Annotated in this window: 18 protein-coding genes; 16 read left to right on the top strand and 2 right to left on the bottom strand. The window is 58.6% G+C overall.

Annotated elements, in window-relative coordinates; genetic code table 11:
* The first annotated feature begins 6 nt into the window (after nucleotides 1–6).
* Genes AC6RV7_RS20335 through AC6RV7_RS20310 form a run of 6 tightly spaced genes read left to right on the top strand, consistent with a single transcriptional unit; the run spans nucleotide 7 to nucleotide 9,809 of the window.
* On the top strand, nucleotides 7–1,884 hold the full coding sequence (locus AC6RV7_RS20335; RefSeq protein ID WP_500096041.1) for an ATP-binding protein: 1,878 nt from the start codon (nucleotides 7–9) through the stop codon (nucleotides 1,882–1,884).
* A 9-nt stretch (nucleotides 1,885–1,893) separates the two neighbouring features.
* Nucleotides 1,894–5,826 (top strand): DISARM system helicase DrmA, encoded by a 3,933-nt coding sequence (gene drmA, locus AC6RV7_RS20330; RefSeq protein ID WP_500096040.1) that lies wholly within the window; start codon nucleotides 1,894–1,896, stop codon nucleotides 5,824–5,826.
* Complete coding sequence (drmB, locus tag AC6RV7_RS20325; RefSeq protein WP_500096039.1) at nucleotides 5,819–7,645, top strand: DrmB family protein; 1,827 nt, start codon at nucleotides 5,819–5,821, stop codon at nucleotides 7,643–7,645. The genes drmA and drmB overlap by 8 nt, the downstream gene beginning before the upstream one ends.
* Nucleotides 7,642–8,412, top strand: coding sequence for a DISARM system phospholipase D-like protein DrmC (gene drmC / locus AC6RV7_RS20320; protein ID WP_500096038.1), 771 nt, complete (start codon nucleotides 7,642–7,644; stop codon nucleotides 8,410–8,412). Before drmB ends, drmC begins: the two co-directional genes overlap by 4 nt.
* Before the next feature lies 1 nt (nucleotide 8,413).
* Nucleotides 8,414–8,848 (top strand): very short patch repair endonuclease, encoded by a 435-nt coding sequence (locus AC6RV7_RS20315; RefSeq protein WP_500096037.1) that lies wholly within the window; start codon nucleotides 8,414–8,416, stop codon nucleotides 8,846–8,848.
* A 55-nt stretch (nucleotides 8,849–8,903) separates the two neighbouring features.
* Nucleotides 8,904–9,809 (top strand): DUF5677 domain-containing protein, encoded by a 906-nt coding sequence (locus tag AC6RV7_RS20310; protein WP_500096036.1) that lies wholly within the window; start codon nucleotides 8,904–8,906, stop codon nucleotides 9,807–9,809.
* A gap of 24 nt (nucleotides 9,810–9,833) precedes the next feature.
* On the opposite strand, the gene AC6RV7_RS20305 is transcribed toward AC6RV7_RS20310, so the two are convergent.
* The gene (locus AC6RV7_RS20305) at nucleotides 9,834–10,112 is read right to left on the bottom strand and encodes a hypothetical protein (RefSeq protein WP_500096035.1); all 279 of its coding nucleotides are present in this window, start codon (nucleotides 10,110–10,112) and stop codon (nucleotides 9,834–9,836) included.
* Between the two features lie 32 nt (nucleotides 10,113–10,144).
* Entirely contained in the window at nucleotides 10,145–11,776 is a 1,632-nt protein-coding gene (locus AC6RV7_RS20300) for a type IV secretory system conjugative DNA transfer family protein (RefSeq protein WP_500096034.1), read from the bottom strand.
* A gap of 297 nt (nucleotides 11,777–12,073) precedes the next feature.
* Here AC6RV7_RS20300 and mobF point away from each other — a divergent pair, with 297 nt between their 5' ends.
* The 10 genes from mobF to AC6RV7_RS20250 all read left to right on the top strand — a co-directional run bounded on the left by mobF (nucleotide 12,074) and on the right by AC6RV7_RS20250 (nucleotide 22,700).
* Nucleotides 12,074–14,797 (top strand): MobF family relaxase, encoded by a 2,724-nt coding sequence (gene mobF / locus AC6RV7_RS20295; RefSeq protein ID WP_500096033.1) that lies wholly within the window; start codon nucleotides 12,074–12,076, stop codon nucleotides 14,795–14,797.
* A gap of 3 nt (nucleotides 14,798–14,800) precedes the next feature.
* Nucleotides 14,801–15,187, top strand: a complete 387-nt coding sequence (locus AC6RV7_RS20290; RefSeq protein ID WP_500096032.1) for a hypothetical protein — start codon at nucleotides 14,801–14,803, stop codon at nucleotides 15,185–15,187.
* 176 nt (nucleotides 15,188–15,363) lie between these two features.
* On the top strand, nucleotides 15,364–15,771 hold the full coding sequence (locus AC6RV7_RS20285) for a hypothetical protein (RefSeq protein ID WP_500096031.1): 408 nt from the start codon (nucleotides 15,364–15,366) through the stop codon (nucleotides 15,769–15,771).
* A 72-nt stretch (nucleotides 15,772–15,843) separates the two neighbouring features.
* Complete coding sequence (locus AC6RV7_RS20280) at nucleotides 15,844–16,470, top strand: DUF4133 domain-containing protein (protein WP_500096030.1); 627 nt, start codon at nucleotides 15,844–15,846, stop codon at nucleotides 16,468–16,470.
* A 2-nt stretch (nucleotides 16,471–16,472) separates the two neighbouring features.
* Nucleotides 16,473–19,175 (top strand): putative type IV secretion/conjugal transfer ATPase, encoded by a 2,703-nt coding sequence (locus tag AC6RV7_RS20275; protein ID WP_500096029.1) that lies wholly within the window; start codon nucleotides 16,473–16,475, stop codon nucleotides 19,173–19,175.
* 11 nt (nucleotides 19,176–19,186) lie between these two features.
* Nucleotides 19,187–19,855: a hypothetical protein gene (locus AC6RV7_RS20270; protein WP_500096028.1), complete on the top strand. Its 669-nt coding sequence runs from the start codon at nucleotides 19,187–19,189 to the stop codon at nucleotides 19,853–19,855.
* Nucleotides 19,856–19,878: 23 nt separating this feature from the next.
* A complete protein-coding gene (locus tag AC6RV7_RS20265; RefSeq protein WP_500096027.1) occupies nucleotides 19,879–20,373 on the top strand; it encodes a YMGG-like glycine zipper-containing protein in 495 nt (164 codons plus the stop codon).
* Entirely contained in the window at nucleotides 20,370–21,179 is an 810-nt protein-coding gene (locus AC6RV7_RS20260; protein ID WP_500096026.1) for a type IV secretion system protein, read from the top strand. The genes AC6RV7_RS20265 and AC6RV7_RS20260 overlap by 4 nt, the downstream gene beginning before the upstream one ends.
* A 42-nt stretch (nucleotides 21,180–21,221) precedes the next feature.
* Entirely contained in the window at nucleotides 21,222–21,464 is a 243-nt protein-coding gene (locus AC6RV7_RS20255; protein ID WP_500096025.1) for a hypothetical protein, read from the top strand.
* An 18-nt stretch (nucleotides 21,465–21,482) separates the two neighbouring features.
* Nucleotides 21,483–22,700 (top strand): hypothetical protein, encoded by a 1,218-nt coding sequence (locus AC6RV7_RS20250; protein ID WP_500096024.1) that lies wholly within the window; start codon nucleotides 21,483–21,485, stop codon nucleotides 22,698–22,700.
* The last annotated feature ends 207 nt before the right edge of the window (nucleotides 22,701–22,907 follow it).

Here is a 22,907-nt window from a genome sequence, read left to right as displayed (position 1 = left end):
CCCCTCATGAGCAAGGAATACGAAATCAGCATCGACCCACGAATTCTGGAGCTCTTGGGGCCGAACCTTTACACAAACATCTACTACGTTTTGGCCGAGCTGATCGCCAACGCTTACGACGCCGACGCTAAAAATGTTTATATCATCGCGAACAAGGACGACATCCGCGTGGAAGACGATGGGCACGGCATGTCCTACGCGAAAGGCGATGTCAGGCGGTATCTGGATGTCGCCGCCGAATCACGAACGACGGAAAAGGATTCCCTAACGAGGTCGCGCAAACGCAGGAAGATGGGGCGCAAGGGCGTGGGTAAACTGGCGGCTCTTTCCGTGTCGGAGAATGTCGATATCATGACCATAGCCGGTGGCGAAAAGTCGGGATTCGTCCTGTCGCGGAGAATCGAGAAAGGGCGCAAGCTGCGCGCGATCCCCGAGGAGAAGATCGAGTTCGAACGCATAACCAAACACGGCACGGCCATCGTGATGAAGGTGCCGCAATATCGGCTGGACAAGTCGCTGACCGCCGTGAAGCGCAATCTCCTGAAGATATTCCCATTGGTGAGTAAGGATTTCAAAATCCATATCATCAGGGGGAAGGAATCGGAGGTGATAAAAGATTTCGACCGGAACATTATGGCGGAGCTGGTCACGCTCATCACGCTCGGCAAGGCCTATGCCTCCCTGGGCGATCTGGTTCCGAACACCTTTCCGAAAAAGCGGAAAGAACTGGTCGTCGCCTATCCGGCGAAAGCGGTTCCGCTGCCACTGAAGGACAACAAGGGAGCCGAGCATGAATACTCCCTCGAAATCAAAGGCTGGATCGGCACTTATCAGACCACGAAAGGGCGGAAGGCCGAGATGACGGATTTCCCGGATAATTTCATCTCCCTGTTCGCAAACGGGAAGATGGGCGAATTCAACATTCTTCCCGTCGTCGGCCAGAACAAACTGAACGAGGTCTACGTAGTCGGCCAGCTTCACGTCGATCTGTTCGAACTGACGGAATTACCCGACATGGCCCTGAGCAACCGGCAGGGCTACAAGTCCGATGATCCCCGCTATGTCGCACTCCTCGATTACGTGAGGCGCGATCTGCTGGCGGACATCCTCAGGCGACGGGATGCTTTCACCGACCTCAGAAACACCGAGAAAAAGCTGAAAAAAGAAGAGAAGCAAAAGCTGGACGAAGAGAACCTGCGGATCGCCTTCGATGATTTCCGTGGGAAAGCGAGTAAGGTGGCGGCAAGCAATCTCGCTAAGCTCGGTGTGAAGATGCCCTTGGAGTCGATCGAGAAAATCGTCTTGGACTCGATCAATCAGAATACTCCCAATCTCGGGTTGAAGCGGCTCGTGGATTCCCAAAAGAAGAGAATCCTAATCAGTCAGACTTTCCCGGACAAATCGTTCGCGGACATCGTCCATGCGATGCTCGTGTTCAACAACGTGCCGGCCGAGGACATCCTTTACACCAACTGCGACGATGAGGTCTGTCGCATTCCGGAAGGGCGCCACGTTTATGAATACCTGCGCGACTTTTTCATCGAGAGCTACTCGGACCAAAAGATTTTCGCTCTCTTCATCACCAGTGAGAACACGAAGGTTTCATGGGGAGCGATCACCGAGGTTGGAGCTGCCTGGATCACGCAGATCGACCACAAGATTTTCAATATCCGTCCCTTCAGGCCCGAGCATCCCTTGGATGATGAAGCCCAGTGGCAATCCACCAGCAGGGATAAGAAGAATGAACTCTGGATGACGCCTTTGAACGCCGACATTTTCTGTCAGAAGATCGAAGCGGTTTGCGATACACTGGGCTACAAGAAGAAAACCCGAACTGAGAACAAGTCCTACCTCGGCACACTCGTTTCGATCCGAAAAAGCTGAGGAACGAATATGCCGCTGGATGATGCACCAAACGCCTGGCTGGTCGCAGCCGCACCCGACAAAGAGAGTGACGGGCTGAGCATCGCGATCGACCGTCGTGCCCACGGGCAAATTCCAAGAGTCAAGGAAGGCGATGGTGTCATGGTCATGAATCGGCCTACGGGTGAAGTCAGCTCTTTCGCTCGCATCTACCGGGTTCGCCAGTCATCCGACGCGACGATCCTATACTTCGACGGGCTTGCGCGATTGACGCCAGCGGTGTCGGCGGCATCACTCCAGCTAATCCCACCGAGCGCTGCAATCGAACGTCTGCCGTGGCCGGACTTCGAAGCCGCTTACACGAAGGTGACCGGTAAAGCCTTTGCCGACCTAAAGTCCATCGCGGGAGAGACACGGGAGCAGCAGAACCACCTTCGCAGCCTACTCCAGCTTTCCCTTTTGGACGATCTCCTCGGCCCGGCCAACGGTCCTCATGAAGAAGTGATCGGTATGAGCGTTCGGGATCGATACCTCGTCGGTAAACTGGCTCCGAAAGAATACGTGCAAGAGGAAGGCATTCCCACGCTAGCGCCTGATGAGGCGGATGAGGTTCCGGATGCCGATCTCGCGCCCAAGGCGAACGACGAGCACATCTCGAACGATAAGAAGAGTAGCTATCGGCTTTCTGATAGTGGAGAGGACGAAAACAATGAAGCTGAGCGGCTCGAAAACCAGTCGCTGGTGCCGTCCTCGATCGGCCTGACGTTCTGCCTGGATGCAAACGTGAAGGAGATCGAACTTGAGGTTCGATGGGGGCGCTATGAGCGGGGCAATAGTGACACTGAAACCAATCCTTCGACGGGTCGGCCGTTGCGTGCATGGAAACGGGTACCAAGCGGCGGCGTCCGAAGACTATCGGTTGTCGAAGGTGCGATCCCTCCCGCGGCCGTTGACGCGACCTGCCCGGATGTCGTTATCACGGGACGCATACGTGAGCCGCTGTCGAAAGGCGACCGACTAGTCACGCTCTTCTTGGTAAACAACCAGGTGAAACCCGAAGAGTCGCAGGACGCAGCATGGGTCTTTCAACCTGAGATCATCGTGCACGGGGTTGAAGGAGCCGCAGTGTTTCGGCGGCGTCCCGTGCTCGAGGCGCAAGAAGATGACGACATTGAAGCCCGTGAGCGCATCGCGCTCGAAATGGTTTACCGGAAACGGGTCGAATTCGCGGCCGGGCACGGCGTAGCGGTTCATGCCGTGACCGAGCCGACGAATGCAGAGAGAGCGCACGAAGTCAGAACGGTCGTTCTCCCTGAATATGAGGTGCCCGTGACCGAAACGCCTGGGACCGAGCCTGACGACCGACCAGCGATGAAGACGCTCGTTGCTGAAGGAATGTTTGATATGGAGCGGCTCGCGGGCATGTCGCGGACCGAGTTGCTCGTCGCTCTGGCCGTATTGACCGACGATTATGCCACGTGGATTTCTGAGCAACAAGGCCGCATTCCCGTGGAATTCGCCGCATATTCTGATGCCGCCACGGCTGCGATGGACCGGTGCACCGATATACTGGCTAGATTGCGGGAAGGAATCGAGACCCTAAAGACCGACGACCGCGCTCTGGAGGCATTTCGATTTGCGAATCTCGCAATGGCCCGTCAGCGCGTCCGCAGCATTTACTCACTCAAACGGCGGAGAAAAGAGGAGACGACTGTCGAAGCGGAGAGTGTGCCCAAGAACCGATCGTGGCGTCCGTTTCAGCTCGCCTTTGTCCTTCTGTCGATCCCGGCGCTCGCGAATCCATTGCACACCGATCGGACCGAGCCGTTGATGGCTGCTGCGGATTTGCTCTGGTTCCCAACGGGTGGTGGAAAGACCGAGGCATATCTGGGCGTCGCTGCTTTCACCATGGCCATTCGTCGTCTGCAAGACGGCCTAGGCGGCTATGATTCGTCCCGGGGCCTTTCGGTAGTGATGCGCTACACGCTGCGGCTCCTCACGATTCAGCAATTTCAACGTGCCACTGCCCTGTTGTGCGCGATGGAGACACTGCGTCGCGGGGATTCCGAGAAGTGGGGTGATGCGCCGTTCACCCTTGGGCTCTGGGTTGGCAACAAAGTGACTCCCGGGACGACCGAACGTTCGCACAAAGTAATCGAAGACGAGCGCGACAATCAACGTGGTGGCTCGGAAACGCCGGCTCAGTTGACGTTTTGCCCTTGGTGCGGATCCGAGATCCTCGCCGGCCGCGATATCACTGTGGATCGGGAATGTCGCAGGACCAAACTGTATTGTGGCGATAAACTCGCACACTGTGATTTTTCGAGGAAAGACGGCTCAGACGGCTTACCTGTGGTAGTGGTCGATGAGGAAATCTATCGACGGCCACCGTCCATGTTGATCGGCACAGTGGACAAATTTGCGATGATGGCGTGGCGAGGCGAGACACGCACATTGTTCGGGCGGGTCGAGCATGAGTGTGAGCGCCATGGACTCATGTGGCCGGAGTGCGACTGCACCGGGAACCACGCGAAGAAAGGCTCATTTCCCGCAACCAAGACAAGGGCTGTTCGCCCGATACGGCCACCCGACCTTATCATCCAAGATGAATTCCACTTAATCAGCGGTCCACTGGGCACCATGGTGGGCCTATACGAGACGGCGATCGACGAACTGTCGTCTTGGTCGCTCGAGGGAAAGACGATAAGGCCGAAAGTCATCGCGTCATCAGCGACCGTAAGGAAAGCGCAGGAGCAGGTTCATCACGTGTTCATGCGCCATGTGGCCGTTTTCCCGCCAAATGGACTCGATATCGAGGACAACTTTTTCTCGGTTCAGCGGCCGATCTCCGAGAAGCCAGGACGGCTCTACGTGGGAATCTGCGCACCCGGAAGTTCACGACCTGCTGTCTTGATCCGTCTCTACGTAGCGTTGCTCACGGGCGCGAAAGAGCTTTTCGACCGATTCGGTCCAGCCGCCGATCCTTACATGACCCTCGTCGGCTATTTCAATTCCCTGCGCGAGCTCGGAGGCATGCGGCGGCTGGCGGAAGACGACGTGCAGACTCGTTCATATCGTGTCCAGATGAGTAAAGTCCGGCGACCGGGACTCGCGCAGCGCGACGTGAAGATTATCGAAGAGCTCACGTCACGCGTATCCAACAAGGAAATACCAAAGAAGTTGGACCACCTCGAAACAAAGTTTAAGGCGACATGGGCGAAGGGAGAAGCACGTGCGATCGATGTCGTGCTCGCGACGAACATGCTCTCGGTTGGCGTAGACGTAAATCGGCTCGGGTTGATGGCAGTGAACGGTCAGCCGAAGAGCACTGCCGAATACATTCAGGCGACAAGCCGCGTCGGGCGTTCTTACCTTGGGCTTGTTTGCTCTGTCCTCACGTGGTCACGACCGAGAGACTTGTCCCACTACGAGACATTCGAGCACTATCATGCGACGTTCTACAAACACGTCGAAGCGCAATCGGTTACTCCCTTCGCTCCACGAGCGATGGATCGTGGTCTTACAGGTGTTCTCACCAGCCTACTCAGGCACACGGACGAGCCATTGAACCCAAATTTGGGAGCGATGCGTCTGATCAGCACTAGCTATCCAGGTGTCCAACGCGTCAAAGATGCAATCGCCGCTCGTGCGTGGAAGGTAAGCGACAAAGCGGTAGTGAAGACCCTCGCAGAAGGAATGACTTCCGAGCGTGTCGATCGTTGGGTGAAGGAAGCCAATAAGCCCGGACGCAGATTGGGCTACGAGACAGAGTACGGACAAGGTGACGTGGTTGCTTTGCTGAAGAAACCCGGGCTACACCGCTGGGATATACTTACAGCTCCAATGTCATTGCGCGAGGTTGAACCAGGAGTGCGGCTGGTAATGGACGCTTCGTTGCTCGATGAGGGACCTCAGTGGAAAACGCCGGACAACAAAACCGACGGGGGAGGTAACGATGAGTAACGTTTTGCCCGTTGGCTCCGTTCGTCCGAGCCAGCTCTTGTGGACCTATGGGCCAGGCGCACTGGTCGATCTCCCAAACTTGTCTGTGTTGACCATGGGCTTGGATCGATGGGACGTGAACCGTTGCGTGCCTATCGATGAGAACCGACTCCTTGAGGCGGTCAGGAAGCAGTTGGGACCTCAGGTAGAGCGGTTGCGAATGCCGCCGGTGGCGCCATCGGAAGGTGTGGATGTTTTCAGTCCCGAGGCCAAAATCGGTGTTCCGGTGCGACCGTTTCCGCGTTGGCTACGCTGCGCAAAATGCGGAGTGCTGGCCGAATTCGACTCCGGATTATTCGAGATCAAGGACAACCCCTTTCGCCCAGAAGACACGCGGTTCATTCACAAGACGTGTGAGAAAGGAAAAAACGCCGATGCAGTGCCAGCGCGCTTTCTCTTGGCGTGCCGAAATGGTCACCTCGACGATTTCCCGTGGCGCTACTACGTGCACGAAGGTCCTTCGGAGTGTAAGGGCACCCTCAGCTTCTTTGAACAAGGTGCGTCGCTACAAACCGAGAACCTTTGGGTGAAATGCTCCTGCGGCAAAGCGCGGTCGCTGGTGCACGCATTCGGCAAGGAAGGCGCAAAGTATCTCCCGGCCTGCCGGGGGCGTCATCCCCATTTGAATCACTTCGACGATTCTTGCTCCGAACAACCACGTGCTGTGTTGCTCGGCTCAACCAACAGCTGGTTTTCGATGAGCATATCGGTGCTCTCCATTCCCCTGACGAAAACTGCACTTGAGCAGCTGGTTTCCGATGGATGGACGTATTTTGAGGACGTAGCGGATATCTCGGAACTCAAAGTAATTCTCAAGACGCTCACCAAAACGGGACAATTGCCAGGTATCGAATCTCACTCTCCCGATGCAATCTGGCAGCAGATGCAGAGCCACAAAGCCGGCAATGGTGGCGCTGCGTTGCAGTCGACTGATATCAAGCGTCCGGAGTGGGACATTTTAACCGACCCTGCAGCGCCCAACAACTGGCCGCATTTCATGACGTCCAAGGGCACGGTTCCATCCGAATACACGGAGAAAATCGAGGACGTCCTGCTCTTGGAGCGACTGAAAGAGGTCAACGCACTGATTGGCTTCACTAGAGTCGAGGCACCAGAGGAGTCAGATGACCCGGATGAACGCCCCCCCATGGCTGATCTCTGCCGGGGAAAGCCAACATGGATTCCCGCGTTCGAAGTCCACGGCGAAGGAATTTTCATAAAGTTCAAGGAGACTGCGATTCGCACATGGCTCGACAAACCGGCTGTCAGAGACCGAAATCTGATGCTGCTCGGAGGGCACCGCGGTTGGCGGCATGCCCGACAGCTGATCCCAGAAAAGGGTTACCTGGGGACTCGATATGCGATGCTGCACACGTTCTCGCATCTGCTTATCCGAGAACTCGCGTTAGAGTGTGGATACAACACGGCAAGTATCAGAGAGCGCATCTACTCCGATGACGATGCCACTAAACCGATGGCGGGGATTCTGCTCTACACCGCTGCCGCGGATTCCGATGGCACGCTTGGTGGGCTCGTGGAGCTTGGAAAACCCGAGACTCTGGGGCGAATGATCGCACAGGCACTCAGGCGTGCATCGATCTGTTCGTCAGACCCTCTGTGCTCGGAACATGACGCGCGCAACGATCGCAGCCTGCATGGGGCTTCGTGCCACGGGTGCTCATTTGTCGCCGAAACGTCCTGCGAGAAGAGCAATCGCTACTTGGATCGGGCGCTGGTTACAGGGACATTCGACAGTGCCGACGCGGCATTTTTCGAATGAGTGATATCTGGCACACAATAGCGGAACTGTGCCTTGAGCTACATCCCGATCGGGTAGACACCATCGCGAATGGTATCAGAAGGCTAAGCTCGGTTGATCACCTTTCATCGACGCGAGAACGCTTCGGACCCAGCGCGGGCAAAGAACTCTTTTTAAAGCTGCAGAAAGCATGGCAGGAAGCGTCGGCCGTTACAGCTCCTGAAATTGCAGCGGCATTGAAGAGTGCTTCCGCAGCCGCAGCACTCAAAGGCTCACGTGGCTCGCTGGAACTCGTTTGGTCCGGACCGTCGACAGGAGTTGTGCCAGTTCGTCAGACCGAAGAGGTGCTTTGCGAGGTAATTGAAAGTGCCCACGTCTGTTTGTTCTTGGTTAGCTACGTCGCGTATCGCCTCGATCGTTTGTTACGGTGCTTGGATGCGGCGTGTGCACGCGGTATCGAGGTCAAAATCCTGCTCGAACCGTCGACGGAGAAGGGTGGAAAGTTAACATTCGACGCCACGACTCCTTTGCTGCGGCGACTTCCGCAAGCGCACTTCTATATGTGGCAGCAGGATGGGTCTATGGGCGGTATCGACCTAGGATCTGTGCACGCAAAGTGTGCAATCGCTGATGGTAAGTTAGCCTTCGTGACGAGCGCTAATCTTACTGCCGCTGCCATGGAACGGAACATGGAGGTGGGCTTGCTGGTGAAGGGTGGCCACGTCCCTGAGCAGTTGCACCAACACTTCGAAACGCTGGTGGACAACAATGTCATCGTGAGGATTTGAGATGGATCGAGTGGGGCCAGATGTAAGGTCACGGCTAATGGCAGCGGTGCGGCAGCGTAATACAAAGCCGGAGCTCTTGCTTCGCCGCGCGCTTCATCGAATGGGCTTTCGTTATCGCGTAAACCAGCGTAACCTTCCGGGTTCGCCCGACCTGGTCTTTCGAAGCCGCCGCGCTGTGATATTTGTCCATGGTTGCTTCTGGCACGATCATGCCGGTTGTCGCTTCGCAACAAAACCGGCCACCAGAGTTGAGTTCTGGTCGGAGAAGTTCAGGACGAACCGCGCGCGAGATCAGCGGAATTATACAGCGCTCCGCCAGCTTGGCTGGAGAATTCTAGTCGTTTGGGAATGTTCCCTACGAGGCGCGCTCCTTCTGACGACTGTCGATCGCGCAGCCGCGTGGCTCAAGGAAGGAAGCCGATACCGCGAACTTTGAACCGGCGATTGCGTTTCTTAGCATGGCTGGGAATCTCGGAATCGATTGCAGTAACATGAGCGCAATGCCACAGGCGACTCCCGTCCAGGCTCAGTTGATCGGATGGTCGCGAGAGGCCAGTTTCATCATAGGCGATATGTTCGATGAAGTAAGCAAGCGGTTCACCGAAGAGGCTTTTCCGGATCGCAACGAGGGTATGACGCTCTGGCAACTTCAGGCGAGTTCACACGCGACGGCTGAAAGCGTGCTTCTTCTAGTCAGCAGCGTCCGATTGTGGGACGCGGACATTTTGGTCCGCTCCGTTGTAGAGGGATCACTCAAATTCACTTTCCTGCTAGTAGGGGACGACTCGGAAAGAAAACAGAAAATCCACGAGTTTGGAGACATCCTGTTCGAAATTTCCTCCATCAAACAAAATACACGTCTCGAGGAGATCCTGAAGGTGCTGCAAGATCCCAATGCCGCCGAGTGGCGCCCTTTTCGGGAAATGATCCTGCCTGCGGAACGCATTGCGCAGATCAAAGCGAAATACCCTCGGGATGTTCGCCGGGCTATCGAGCAGCGTTGGTCTTTTGGCGAAATTTGCGCAGCGCTGAAACGCTGCGACACACCTGGTTTATCAAACCTCGGTCACCTGATGTATAATTATGGGATGAGCAGCCATGTGGCGCATCAGGATAGCGTCGGAGTCGGGATGGTATGGGATCGCAATGGTCGAAGCCAGGAACGCAGGGAAGCTGTCGAATTGGCTCATGGTGCCCGCCTCATCTCTGACGTATGCTCGATGAGCTGGCTACGCGCACGAATGCTGTTTGAACGGTGCAAAGTCGAAATGGCGTGCCTGAAACCGCTAACCGACAAGATCAAAGCGTTACATCAAACCACGGCACAAGCGATGACTGAGTTCGATGCTGTCGAGTATGGAACCTCGGCTGGCGATATAACAAAGCCGACTTCGTAAGGATCTCGATTCGGCTCGAACGTCCTATTCAGACGTGATGTTCCTTCCTTGCTGCTGAGACTGCCGAACTGTCGCCGGCTGAGCCAGCTCCCTTCGCGCTTGGGCGCGCTTCACCAACTCTTGGGCAGCGTTGCGCTCGCCGGATTCGACGAACGCTTTCACCTCATGCTTGGTGCGAATGTGATCAGCCGGCCCCATCTCCTTCACTTTGAGTTTCTCCGAGATGATACGCACGGGGTCTTCCTCGACGCGCAACGCGATGAGGTCATCTGGAGTTGGATAAGAAGTGTCGTTCGGATTCATTTCGGATTCGGGATTCAGGTTCAGGTAACTGATCAGACCGGACGGAGCCGGACTCTACGATAGCCGTTGGTGCAGTGGCGCACGACGGCGGTGTGATCGGGAAGGCTCCGAAATTCGTGGGGTTTGATTCGGAACTCCTCGACTCGCTGGTAGGTGTAGGCCGTGTGATCTGCGTTCACGGTGCGAGTGGCACGCTCAACGTAATGGCGGCCCAGCGCATTGGCGCAACGCAATGCGTCGGCCTCTGACGCGGCACGATACATCACGAGATTCTTGAGATTTAGCGCGAGGACTTCGGCCTGGTCTTTGGTCTGGGGTGGGATCAGCGACTCGAAGGCCTGCGCGGAAATGATCAGCGCGAGCCAGCAATCGCGGAGACGATCCACAACGTTGAAGTCGCTCGTGCCGTCGTAGCTCGCCGTGATGGCCGTCTGAAATTCGTCGCCCACGTAGAAAAGCTGGTTGAGTGCGTAGCGCTCCCACGGAGGCCGCGCGTAACGCCGTAACGCATGCCGATAGAGCAAGAGTTTCATTACCGTGAACACGTATTGGCGTTCGGTTGTGTAGTCCTGCGGCACGTCCACGCAGAAGATTTTCCCTTTGTCCACGTCGGCAATGGTGCACGTATCGGGCTCATCGCTGCTGAACACCTCGGCCACTTCGGGCGTGCCGAGGTATTCCAGGTAATTTTGTGAGGTGCCGATTTCGCCGGCGCGCTGCTCCTTCGCTTCGTGTTTGAGGTAGGTTTGCTCCAAGACTTCGGCGAGGCGGATACGCCGCAACGTGGGCTCCTGCTCCGTCAACCTCGCGAGCGCCGCCTCCAATGCTTTCTGCGACGTCAGCAGCGCGTAAGCGTTGGTCGGCGTTGGGCGACTGCCGATGTCATGCAGCAGTTCGAGGGCGCGACCGATATGCGCGGCACCTTTGATTTTGAAAAAGCTCTTCTCGTCCTTCGGATTCAACGCCGCCGCCGTATCCACCAGGATGCGCGCACGCGTCGTGAACGGTAGACGCTCGTCTCCTGTCACGTTCAGCCGGTGACGAAATTCATCGACAGGCTCACCAGAGGCACGCGGACGAAGGCGGATGATATCCTTCTCTCGGCCGCATTTTTTCGCGAGCCACTCGAGGAAATACCATTCGTCGCCTTTATTCGCCATCACGATTCCGCCGAGGCGCGGATTGCGTTTCATGAGCGCCGTGAGGAGCGCGTTCATGCCGGTCGTCTTTCCTGAACCTGTATCGCCCGTGAAGAAGAAGTGCCGGTTCACCTTGTCGCGCGTCCACCGGAAGTGAGCGAAGGCGAGCGCGATTTCCCAGCGATCCGCGACGATGTTGCCGCGCGGATCGCGAACGAAGCGATTCCGGTCCGCGAAAAAGAAGAGGCTGCTCGCGAGGCAGCACACACTCGCTGCGGCTGACGGTTGCCATTTCTCCGGTATTCGGAAACTCGCCACGAGCCCGCTGGCCGCGATGAGAATCGCGAGCACGAACGCGGCGGGTGCCTTCAGTCCTGGCTCGTTCCGGCGGAGATTTCGGAGCACGAGCCACGCAGCAATCGCGAGTGCACCGGCGCAGATTATGAGTGCTCCCGCCGTGATGGTGTGCGGGTGCGCGAGCCATTCGCGCACATTGGGAGAGGGAATTTTCAGCCCCGCTTTCATCGTTCGCGTGCCTAATTCTATCCACGCCGGCGCTCCGTCCAGAGCGTGCGCCTACCGAAATCGGGGTAGGCACTTCAGACCAGTGTGGAGGGGCTCGACGATGCCTCACGAACTCGTGAGGGTATTGCGTCTGACATAAACAAAGCGGGGGTGACTCGCGAATGTCATTCCGGCTGGTTGCGCCTGTTATCGAGCGAATGAGGCGCTCACCTACCCCTTTCGGGGGACCGTTACTACCCCGGATTCGGCAGGACCGCGACATTGAGGAACTGCTGCACCGTGGAGTTGGTTTGGCGCATGATCACAGCAGGTGTCATTCGCAACGGTGAGCGCTACCTGTCGCACCATCTTCGGAAGAACGACTACTGGACCGAGGGGGAGAAAGAGGTCCGTGGCGAGTGGATCGGCGAGGCGGCGAGAGCATTGGGGCTCGCCGGAGAGGTCGATGCGAAGGCGTTCGACGCGCTGAGGCGCAACCGCCATCCCGGCACGAACAAGAAGCTCACGACGGGCGACGCGCGAAAGCGTATGGCGCTACTCGACATTCAAATGTCGGCACCGAAAGACGTGAGTGTGCTCGCGATGGTCGGTGGCGACGAACGCGTGCGGCAGGCATTCTACGAGGCGGCCAAGGTCGCGCTTTCGGAGATGGAGCACTTCGCTGCCGTCCGGGAGCGTCGAGGTGAGGCGCGCGGCAGCGAGGCGTTTCGATTGACCGAGAATTTTGTTGGTGCGCTGTTCCTCCACGACACGAGCCGTGATCTCGATCCTCAGCTTCACGTTCATGCCGTCCTCGCGAACGTGACCTGGGACGCCGAGCGTTCCCAGTGGATGGCGTTACAGGCGGCAGAGATGCTTCGCGCGTCGCCCTACGTCCGGCAGGTCTTCTATCGCGAACTGGCGAGCCGGCTGCACCAGCTTGGATACGAAACCTACGACATGAACTCGAAGGGCTTCGCCGTGCGCGGGGTCGAGCATCTGCGAGAGCGCTATTCGAAGCGAACAAAGCGCGTACAGCAGCTCGCCGACGAGTTCGCCGCGAACAAGGGCCGCCGGCCGACGAAGCGCGAAGTCGAGGTGCTCGTGCGCGAATCCCGCGGCGACAAGTTAACCGAGGTCAGCACGCCTGAAGTGCGGGCACGGCAGCGCGCGCAGCTCGACGATGACGAGCAGCGTCGGCTCGAAAAGCTGGTCGAGGGTGCGCGAAAGCAGCAGCCACGCCGCAAAGCCTCCATCGGCCAGACGCGCGAGGTGTTGGAAGCGGCACTGCGTCACGTCTACGAACGCGAGAGCGTTGTGCGCGAGGGCGCGGTGCTGAACGCAGCGCTCGAGCTTCATCCAGACTTTGATCGTTGGCGCGAGTTGCGCGAAGCGCTCGAAGTGCATCCGGCCGCGATTCGGAGCGAAGGTGAAATGACGCTGCTTCCGATCACAATGGAGGAGGCGCAAACGGCGCGGCGAGTCCGCGAAGGTCGAGCAACTCGCTTCCCTCTCGGCGATCCGGCGAACTTGCCCGCGAAGCTGACGCCGGGGCAGCGCACCGCGGCCACGGCGCTCCTGCGCAACGAAGATTTCGTCAGCGTCCTTGTCGGGGACGCGGGCACGGGGAAGACGACGGTGCTGACCGCGATCGAAGCGTCGCATCGGTCGAAAGGAGGCCAGCCGTTCATGCCGCTGGCGCCGACAACGCGGGCGCGTGAGGCGCTCGCCAGCTCTGGTTTCGAGAACGCAGACACGGTGCAACGTTTCCTCGTGAGCGAAGCCATGCACGCGCAGGCGGCCCGACGCGTGATCCTTGTCGATGAGGCTGGACTTCTCTCCACCGAGCAACTCGACGAACTCACGCGCATCGCCGAGAGCGTTCGCGCGCGCGTGTTGCTCGTCGGCGACACGAAGCAGCACTACAGCGTCCAACGCGGTGACGCCTTGCGAAATCTGATTCGGCACACGGATGTGCCGGTCGTGCGGTTGTCCGAGGTGCTGCGGCAGCGCACCGATTCCGCCAAGCGCTTCAGCCGTATGCTCGCTTCGGGAAACGTCGTGGAGGCGTTTCACTACGCCGAGCGCCAGCACATGATCGTCGAGACCGGCGACGATGAGGCGCTGTTTTCGGCGGCTGCGACGCATTACGCACGCAATCTGGCCGACGGCGTGGACACGCTCGTCGTGATTCCCTTCTGGGAGGAGATCGACCGCTTCAATCGCCATGCGCGGCCTGCGCTGCGGCGAGCCGGTCTGCTCGGCGAAACCGAAGTCGTGCGCGAGGCGGTGAAGCCGCTCGCGTGGAGCGAAGAGCAGAAAGCGCACTGGGACCAGTATCGCCTCGGTGACCGCCTGCTCTTCGTGCGCGACACGCGGTTCATGAAGCGCGGGACTGCGGCGGAGGTAACGGAGATTCTCCCCGACGGACTGCGCGTACGCGATGCGAAGGCACGATTCGCGAAAATTACGCGCAAGCAGCGCGGCACTTACGACGTCGGGCGCGTCGAGAAGCTGCCCGTCGCCGCGGGCGATCGTCTGCTGATGCGCGGGCGCGAAGACACGCAGGAGTTCACGAACGGCGACATCAAGGAGGTCGAACGGGTTGATACCGAGAAAGACGAGATCGTCCTCACCGATGGACGCACGCTGCCGCGTGATTTCCATGCATGGACTTACGCGCACGCGCTCACGTCGTATAGAGCCCAAGGCAGCACTGCAGAGGAATCGATCCTCGTGCTTGGCGAAGTGGCGGAGCGCTCTCTTGCACGGCGGCAATTCTACGTCGGCAACACCCGGTTTCGCGGCGCGCATCGCATCTACGTGTCGCATCGAGAAGCGATCCTGGATCGGCTCTCGCGACCCGATCCCGGTCGCGAACTGGCGACTGAGTTCCTGTCACGTCAACGGCTCACGATGGCAGAACTCATCTCTCGGCGTCGGCTGCCGCGGGTGCGCGAGCGTATGCGCCTCGCATTGTGGAATCTCGCCGAGCAGTGGCGACGAATGCGCGAAGCGATTTCTCAAAAACAGGAGGTATAGGCCATGGAACGTCTCACGTTCAAAAAACCACGCCAGCATTTCGACACGGCGGTCCATCCCAGCCGAGTCACATTCGACGACGGGAAGACGGAGCGCAGTTTTCCCTGGATCAGTTGTGGCGAGGCAACGCGCGACAGCGCGGAGCCAAACATCATCCGCTTCGAAGTCGGCGAATGGATTGTAGTGCTACGTGGATACAATCTCGGCCCGCTCTTTGTCGCCATCGAGGAGCAGACGCTTCTCCGGGTTCGCGCTCTGCCGGAGCTGGCACAGAACGGGGAGCGCGATTCGGAGACGTTTGTGTCACACATTCGCTTCATGCGTTCGCTGACGCTTGGCACGCCGACAAAGCGGAAAAGCTCGCCGCAAATGGAGCTGGGAATCGACTGATTGCGCGGCACTGGCCTTCGCCATTTTCATCTACCCCTTTTTCGGTAGGAGCAGCCTCTTGTCCGAGTTCATCTGATTCTTTCTTTCTCCGCTCGACGCGGCAATCGCACTCCGAATCGAGCGTGATCGCGGCGAGGGAAACGGCCCCCGAGAGCGCCGGTGCAAAAGGAGAAATTATGAAAGACCTAATCGTTGCGATGCCATGGGTGGCATTTGTGTGCGGCGCGGTGATGATGGGAAAAGCACTGCGCCTGTTTGAAGTTCGTCCGGGTGTGGTCCGAAACGGTCGGAAGCGGTTAGCCGCTCTGCTGGCGTTGGCAGTCGGAGCGCCGACGCTCAGCTACGCGCAAGTCGATCTGAAAACGTCGGTCGAATCAGGCAACGCGATCATCATGTATCTTTGCGGCGTCTTCGCTGCGGTGGGCATTGTGACCGCGGGTGTTTCGATGATGGCCGGCCGGCCAACCATCGCGAAATGGTCTTTCGCTGGCGCTATGGTTTCGGGACTCGGCTTCGCGATCGTTAAAACGATGTGGAGCAACTTCGGCCTCACACCGGCCGACGTCACCACCTTCACGCCGTGATCCCGAGGAGCGCGCGGTCCTCTCCGCCGCGCGCTCCATATTTTCGTTCAACCTTCAACCAGCAGACACATCATGAGCACGGTCGTTCTCAACGAACACGACGCGAACCAAGGCGCTCAGTCGAAAGGCGAGTTTCTCGGGATGACGGGAAACTCCGCCTGGTATCTCCTCGGCTCGGCGGGTTCTACCGTGCTCATGGTGATTGTGCTGTGGGGCGTATTCGAGGTGTCGCTGCTGCTCTGCATCATGGTGGGACTGCTCCTGTGTCTGCTCTCGATCGCGTATGTGTTCACGTTGAAGAACAACAAGCCGGAGCACTACGACACGGACTTCTTCGAAGCGGCGCTCGTTGAGGCCGGCGTCGTTGAACTCGCGTTTGGGCCACGGGAGCGCTCACGCCGACCAGCGAATCCGTTCTCGAGCGTCGCTGGAGCGGATGAACAGGTGCAGTCTCCGGTTTCTGAGAAACCGAGCGAGAGGACGGCAGTCCGAAGCGCCGGATCACAGCGCCAGGTTCTTGCGCCCGCTGCGTTTGCCGCGCCTGCTGATGGCTCGACCGAAACGAAACGCGCTGCCAAGCCGGGCAGAGATGAACCAGAGCCGACCGTTCCGCTCCACAGTTACGAAAAACTGCAAACGGAGCTGGAGATCACGCAAGAGCAGTTGGCCGATGTGCTCGCAGAGCGCGAGGAGGTCTGACCATGCGACTCGAACCCGTAGACGGTTATTTCGGCGAGAACGTTATCGTGTTTGAGGGACTCCGGCGCGGTGGCTATATTTCGCGGGGTTTCGAGGTGACGGCACCCGATCTCGAAAACGCCGATCCCGTCCACCACAACGCTTTCGAGTCTGATCTCGTTGCGCTGTTGACCGTGCTAAAGCCGGGACAACGGATGCAGGTGCAGTGGACCGTGAACAGCGACTACCGTGCGGAGTTGCTCCGCTACCGCGACGCCACGGAAGCGCTCGCGACCAACGAGTGGACACGGCGCCAGCGAAATGAACGGTTCGTCCGCTACTGGCGCATGATGGAGGAAGGTCTGCTCCGTCGGGAGAAGCTCCGGCTCTATTTCACGATGCCCGTCGATGGTGAAGCGTTCGGCGGCAAGCGTGGTCGCCTGTCCACGCACGCGCTGCTCAGCGCGTATCAGGAGGAGTTCAATCAGATCGGTCAGTTTCTCCAGGCGCTCATTGGCGGCAGCGGTGGCCGAGTGCGACCGATGACGGACGCCGATCACTTCCTCCATTATCTGGAATTCCTGAATCCCTCGCTGCCGGAGCAGAAGATATCCGATCCTCTGGAGTTCTTCGATCCGGAGCGCACGATTCAGGAGAACTGCTGGAACGGTCAGTGTCGGCCATTGGAAAAACCGGATACGGGCTTCTACCACGACGGCTGCTACCACGGAATGCTCGTGCTGCGGTCGTTGCCGAAGCGCACTCGGCCGAGCATGGCGTATCTGCTGACGAAGCTCGGCTTCCGCGACTATGCGATCACGGTCAACGTGGACCCGATTGACGTGGAGCGGCTGATCGAGAAAGAGCAAAAGGAGCTGAATCGCGTCGAAGGCGACTACGAGAGTCAGCGAAAGGTGAAGCTCCTCGCCGCGATGCGGACGAAGGCCGCTAAAATCGCGCGCTACTCGAACGGCGACAGCTCGCCTTACCGCATCCAATATATCATCCGGGCATGGGACCGGTCGCGGGAAGACTTGCGCTCCAAACTCACTGCGTTGCGTGCCGCGGTCGGGAACATGGAGCGCGCACAGGCTTACGAGCCCGCGATCGAAACATCCGCGCGCAATTTCTTCTACTCATCGTGGCCGGGCTGGTCCTTCAGCCGCTACGACGCACTTGTTCACGACTACGACGATGCCCTCGTCGCGGACATTCTGCCGTTCTCGTCCACGCCGGTGGGCCATCTCGACGGCGCCGAGTTTCTTTTCGATGGCGTAAACGGAAATTTGGTCGGCGGCCGGACATTCGTTGGCGAGGGCAACAACCTCACGCCGCAGAACGCGGTGATCCTCGGTACAACGGGTTCGGGCAAGAGCGTCAACGCGATCGATATACTCACGCAGACCGAACTCTACTTCGCCTACACCGTGATTGTGGACGAAGGCTGTTCCTATAATATCTACACGAAGACGGTCGATCCGAAGGCCGACCCGATCATCGTCCAGGCGAACGGTCGCCTGACGATGAACTATCTCGACACGCGCGGCCTGCCGCTCAGCGGCCTGCATCTCAGCGCGGCGGCAGCGCTGCCGATGCTCATGGTCGGCCTCTCGAAAGATGAGGACAAAAACAAGCTGCGTCAGGCGTTGCTCTCGAACGCGATTGGCCGGCTCTACGACGATTTCGCACGCTGGTATTCGAATCACCATCCGGACAAGTGGGCCGAAATCGCTCGCCGCGCCTGCGCGCTGGCGGGGTATCGCGCCCAGCGCATGGGACCGCAGGCGACGGACGTGGACGCGTTCATCGAATTTGGCGAGTGGGAGCAGGCGCGACCCGACGAGTCTGCGGCGTTTCTCGCCGGTTTCGCCGAAGAGGACGTTACGCGGTTTGCGAAAGACCCAGCGAGCGCGCAGCACCTGCGCAACCTCGCATTCGCGTATTTCGCGCCGGCGGATTATCCGCAGCATGGCCATCTGCAGGAGCTTCTCGCCGCCGAGGCGTCGGGGCCTCAGGCGGAGGAGATGCGCTACCTTGCAACGCTCCTCGAGCCGTGGAGCGCGAACGGCGCTTACGGTGAGTTGTTCGACGGCGTCTCCAATATCGATCTCACGGGACGCATCGCGCATTTCGAGCTGAGTTACATTCCGGAATCGGCGGAGGAACTGAAAGCCGCGGCGGCGTTCCTGATCGCGAACTATACTCGCGCGCACATGATGCGTCTGCCGCGTGCGTTGCGAAAACGGAATCTGTTCGGCGAAGTCGCGCGGTTCTCGCTCGTGCCCTCCGGCCGCAAGGTCATCCGCGAAGCTTACCAGCAACTCAGAAAGTATAACGTCTGGAATCTCGCCGAGGTGCAGAATTACGAGGCGTTCCGCACGTCAGACATTCGCGGCCCGGTGTTAGGCAACAGTCGCATTCTGTTTCTGCTGCGCCAGAGCGACCGCTCGGACGTCGAAGACCTCAGCCGTGATTTTCCGATTCCGGACGCCGTGAAGGACGCGGTGCTCACGCACCCAGAGCCGGAGAAACTCGTCGGTCATAAGTATTCACAGTTTACATACTATCACACCGACCAACGTCGGCCACTCATCGCTACGATGCGTAACATCGCGTCACGCGAAATGCTTTACTGCGCCTCCAGCTCAGGCGCGCACTACGATCAGCGCGCGAAGGAGCTGAAGGCGTATGACAACATCGTCGAGGGAATCATCGCCCATGCTTGAAAGGAGGAGTTATGAAAACGCGTCAGGAAATGCAGATCGAGGCGCGCCGGATCGAGGAAGTCGGCCGCCAATCGTTGGAGGATCGTCGTCGGGGCAGTGGATCGGAGCTTGCGCTCGCCACTGCGAGCGTAGTGCCGCTCGTGCTGTTTTCGTTTCCGGAGAGTTCGGTCCGAATCAACGCCGCGTCTGAGTTTGAAGGTCCGCTCACCCATCGGATGCTTCGCCGGATCGAACTGGCGGAGAACGACCCGGAGGGAGAATATCAGTTGGTCGAGGAAGAGTTTGTTTCCTCGGATGATGGTCAGCTTGTGCGGCACTACGAACCGGTGTCGCTCGTCGCGAGTGATGATCCTTTCGAAGTTTTGGTGGCGGGCTATCAGCGGCTCGACGAAGATCATCTCCGGGAGGGCCTGACGCCCGTCGTGGATCGAATCGAGGCGAACACATTCCCAGAGCCGGTGACGAGCGCGGCAATCGCCGAGGTGGAACGACTCGTGTCGGACCTGTCGCTTTCGGCTGCAGCGAAACTGCGGATGAAGGTGGACGCAGTCGCGTTTCTGGAGGGCAGGATGGAAATCGGTGATTTCGTTGCTCGCACGGTGGCGCGCCAGGACTGCTACCAGGCCGAGGAAAAAATCACGGTTGGTCAGCGGATCACGGAAACAATCGAGATCGGATAGACTGCCGAACTGAGGACCCAGTCATGAAGACGCTGAACGAGATGCTCTCGATGTTATACCCGATCATGATCGGCGTATTGATGATGTTGTTGGTGTTGGTCTATTCTACAGGCTGCACCGCCGCAGGTGGCCAGTCGGCAGCGCAAACGCGATCGTTCGCGACGACGGCCACGACGACCGCGGCCGGCGCCTATATCGGTGCCAAGGAAGGCGACGGGAAAGCAAAGAACGCTGCGGTTGGCGCGGCGGCGGGCTTCGTCGTAGGAGAAACGATCAATTACTTCAGCAACAAGGCGCAGAAGGAGGCGTATCTAGCCGGCTACGAAAAGGGACAATCCAACGCGATCAAGCAGCAGTATTGGATCGCGCGGGAAAACCAGCGAGCTCAGACGGACGACGGCTACGAGGAGTCGTTCTACCAAGTGGAAATCCCGCAGACCGATCGCGACGGCGTGCGGCGCGAGCCCACGACGCGCGTGATCCGGGTCGTGCTTCCGAAGGAAAGGAGCGGATCATGAAACGGTATGTTGTAGTCGGACTCCTCGCGCTCACAGCGAGCAGTCGCAGCTCGGCTCAATGGGCGGTCGTCGATGTCGCGAACCTCAATCAGAGCATCCTCCAGTATGCGGCAGCGATCGAGCAGATCGCAAAGGAGGCGGAGCAGATCAGTAACCAGGTGCAGCAGATCAAGCAAATGGAGGATCAGCTCAAGAGGCTCGGAAACATGGCGGACGTGAAGGCCATCGTCGGTTTTCCGGAGTTCAAGATTAGCCTGACGCTACCCACCAAGATCGAGACTTGGGCCAAGACGGTCGCGAAGGTGGATGGCACCGGATTGTTCGGCGACACGCGCGACGGAATTTTCCAACCGATCAGCAGTGATTTCCCGGATTTCGACGGAGTCGCAATTTCGCGGAAGCCGGAGGTGTTCAAGCCCGTGCAGGACATAACCGCGAAGGTAGACAATTTCAAGGAGGTGCAGGTGGACGTTTACACCCGGCGCGAGAACCTGAAGAAGGCCATCGCCGCCACGAGTGACGCACTCCAAGCGGCCGAAACCGAGGCCGAGGAAAAGAAGTTGGAATCGGTCCTAAACGCGCAATACGCCCAGCTTGCGGCGCTCGATTCAGAAGTGTCGCTGAGCGCGGCGGAGATTCAGGTGAAAACGGCCGAGGCGGATGCGATGGAGGATGCACAAACCCGGGCGGAAGCTGAGACGCGACGCAAGTTAGCGCAACAGGAAGCTGCGAAGCTCAAGAAGGCCTTCACGCCCCAGTATGAGTGCTTCCTCCAGTATGTAACCGAAAAGCCATTCAGTCCCTAGGCCGAAACGGATGCGCGCCCTTCCTGTCTCATGAGCGTTCCTATGAAGACCCAACTACCTCTTGTTCTGATAACTTCCGTTCTTTTCGCCGCTGGCTGCACCGACAAGGCAGCCGAAGCGGAGAAAGCTCGACAGGAAGCGGAGGCCAAAGCCCGCGCTGAGGCGGCGCGCAAGGAAATGGATGCTCTGCCGAAGACGTTCCGAAATCCTGATTATTTCAAGAAAAACGAGCCTCAGAAGCCAGCGCCGAAGGAGAGCGAGGCTCAGAAGAAGTCGACCCCGTAGTCTCAACCATTCGTCCTCATGGCAGCGCCGGCCGGTAGCATTCTTCCGTCATCCTACTTCGACGGTTTGTCCACACTGTGGGGTGGATGCGCTTATCTCGCTAGCGCGATTGTTGCGGCTGGCTTTGCATTTCAAATCGCAAGGATGCGGCCTGACCCGGTGGGTTACGCGTGGTTGTTCACGAAGGTATTCTTTATCGGAATCGCCACATTGTTTATCCGGGAATGGCTCATGCGACTGAGCGATATCATGATCATCTTCGGAGCGGCGCTGGGTGTCGATCCGACTGCGGTAGACGAAAAGTTCATCACTTTCATCTCTGGCAAGACGGCGACCGAACCCGACGCGAGTATCTGGGATGTTATCTGGGGCACAAAATCGATAGGAACAGCGATCTGTTACGCTCTGCTTTGGCTCTTCGGTTGGCTGTCATGGGGTATTCAATACATCGTGAAGCTAATCGGAGGGATTCTCCTGACGGCTGGCTGGGCTCTGAGTCCGATTTTTCTCGGATTCTTCATGATCCGTCCGCTGGCCGGCGTCGGACTGAAGTATGTCATCGGTCTCGCCGCGCTGGTATGCTGGCCTTTCGGCTGGGTTGTTGCCGCCGTTGTGACGAATGCGATGCTGGATGCGGCCGCCAGTGCGAGTCTCATCCCAGTCGTGTTACCGGGATCGATGGTTGGACCTGGCCTGACTGTATTACTGGTTGGGGCCTGGATGATCGTGAGCTCGGTCCTGGCACCGTATATCACGACGAAGGTGCTGCTCATGGGCGCAAACCCCGCGGCTGCTTTTGCGCAAGGTGCAGGCGGAGTTGCCCAAGCGACCGTGGCAGGCGGACTTGGCGCCGCCGCAGCTGCTGCCACCGGCGGAGTAGGTGCCGCAGGTGTGGTGGCCGCAGCTGCGCTCGGTGCGATGGCGTCGGGCGTCGAGTCTTCCGCGCGAGGCGGAGGATCCGCGCGAACAACGGCGACCGCGTTAAGCGGCCTCACGGGATTCTCCGCAGCCCGAGACATGCGCAAACGCACCGCTGCTCACGAGCGAGGTGCTGATGCATTTGTCGACATGGCCAAATCAGCCAGGTCGATGGCCGCGGATCGCGCCGAACAAGCGGCATACTTCCGCGAGATGCGAAGAACTATGAGACGGCAGGAGCGCGGCCATGCTGCACAGCCGCATCACGATGATCCAAATAAGGCAGCATTGGAGATTGAAGCTTATGCTCGGAAATAATCTACACCGTCGCCAGACCCAGGCTGCTGAAAGCATTGCACGATCGAGCGAGCAGATTGCCGAATCGATGAGGGTAATGGCAGCTGCTGAGCGGGAAAAGACGCTTTGGCTCCGGGAGTTTTTTCGTTGGTTCCAACGAAATTCACAGCCCGATTCAGAATCTACCACGCGCCGATACAACGGCGGTGGTGGTATGCGTGATGGGAC

The sequence above is a fragment of the Opitutus sp. sgz309028 genome (assembly GCF_059821195.1).
This window is presented reverse-complemented; position numbering and strand designations above follow the sequence as displayed.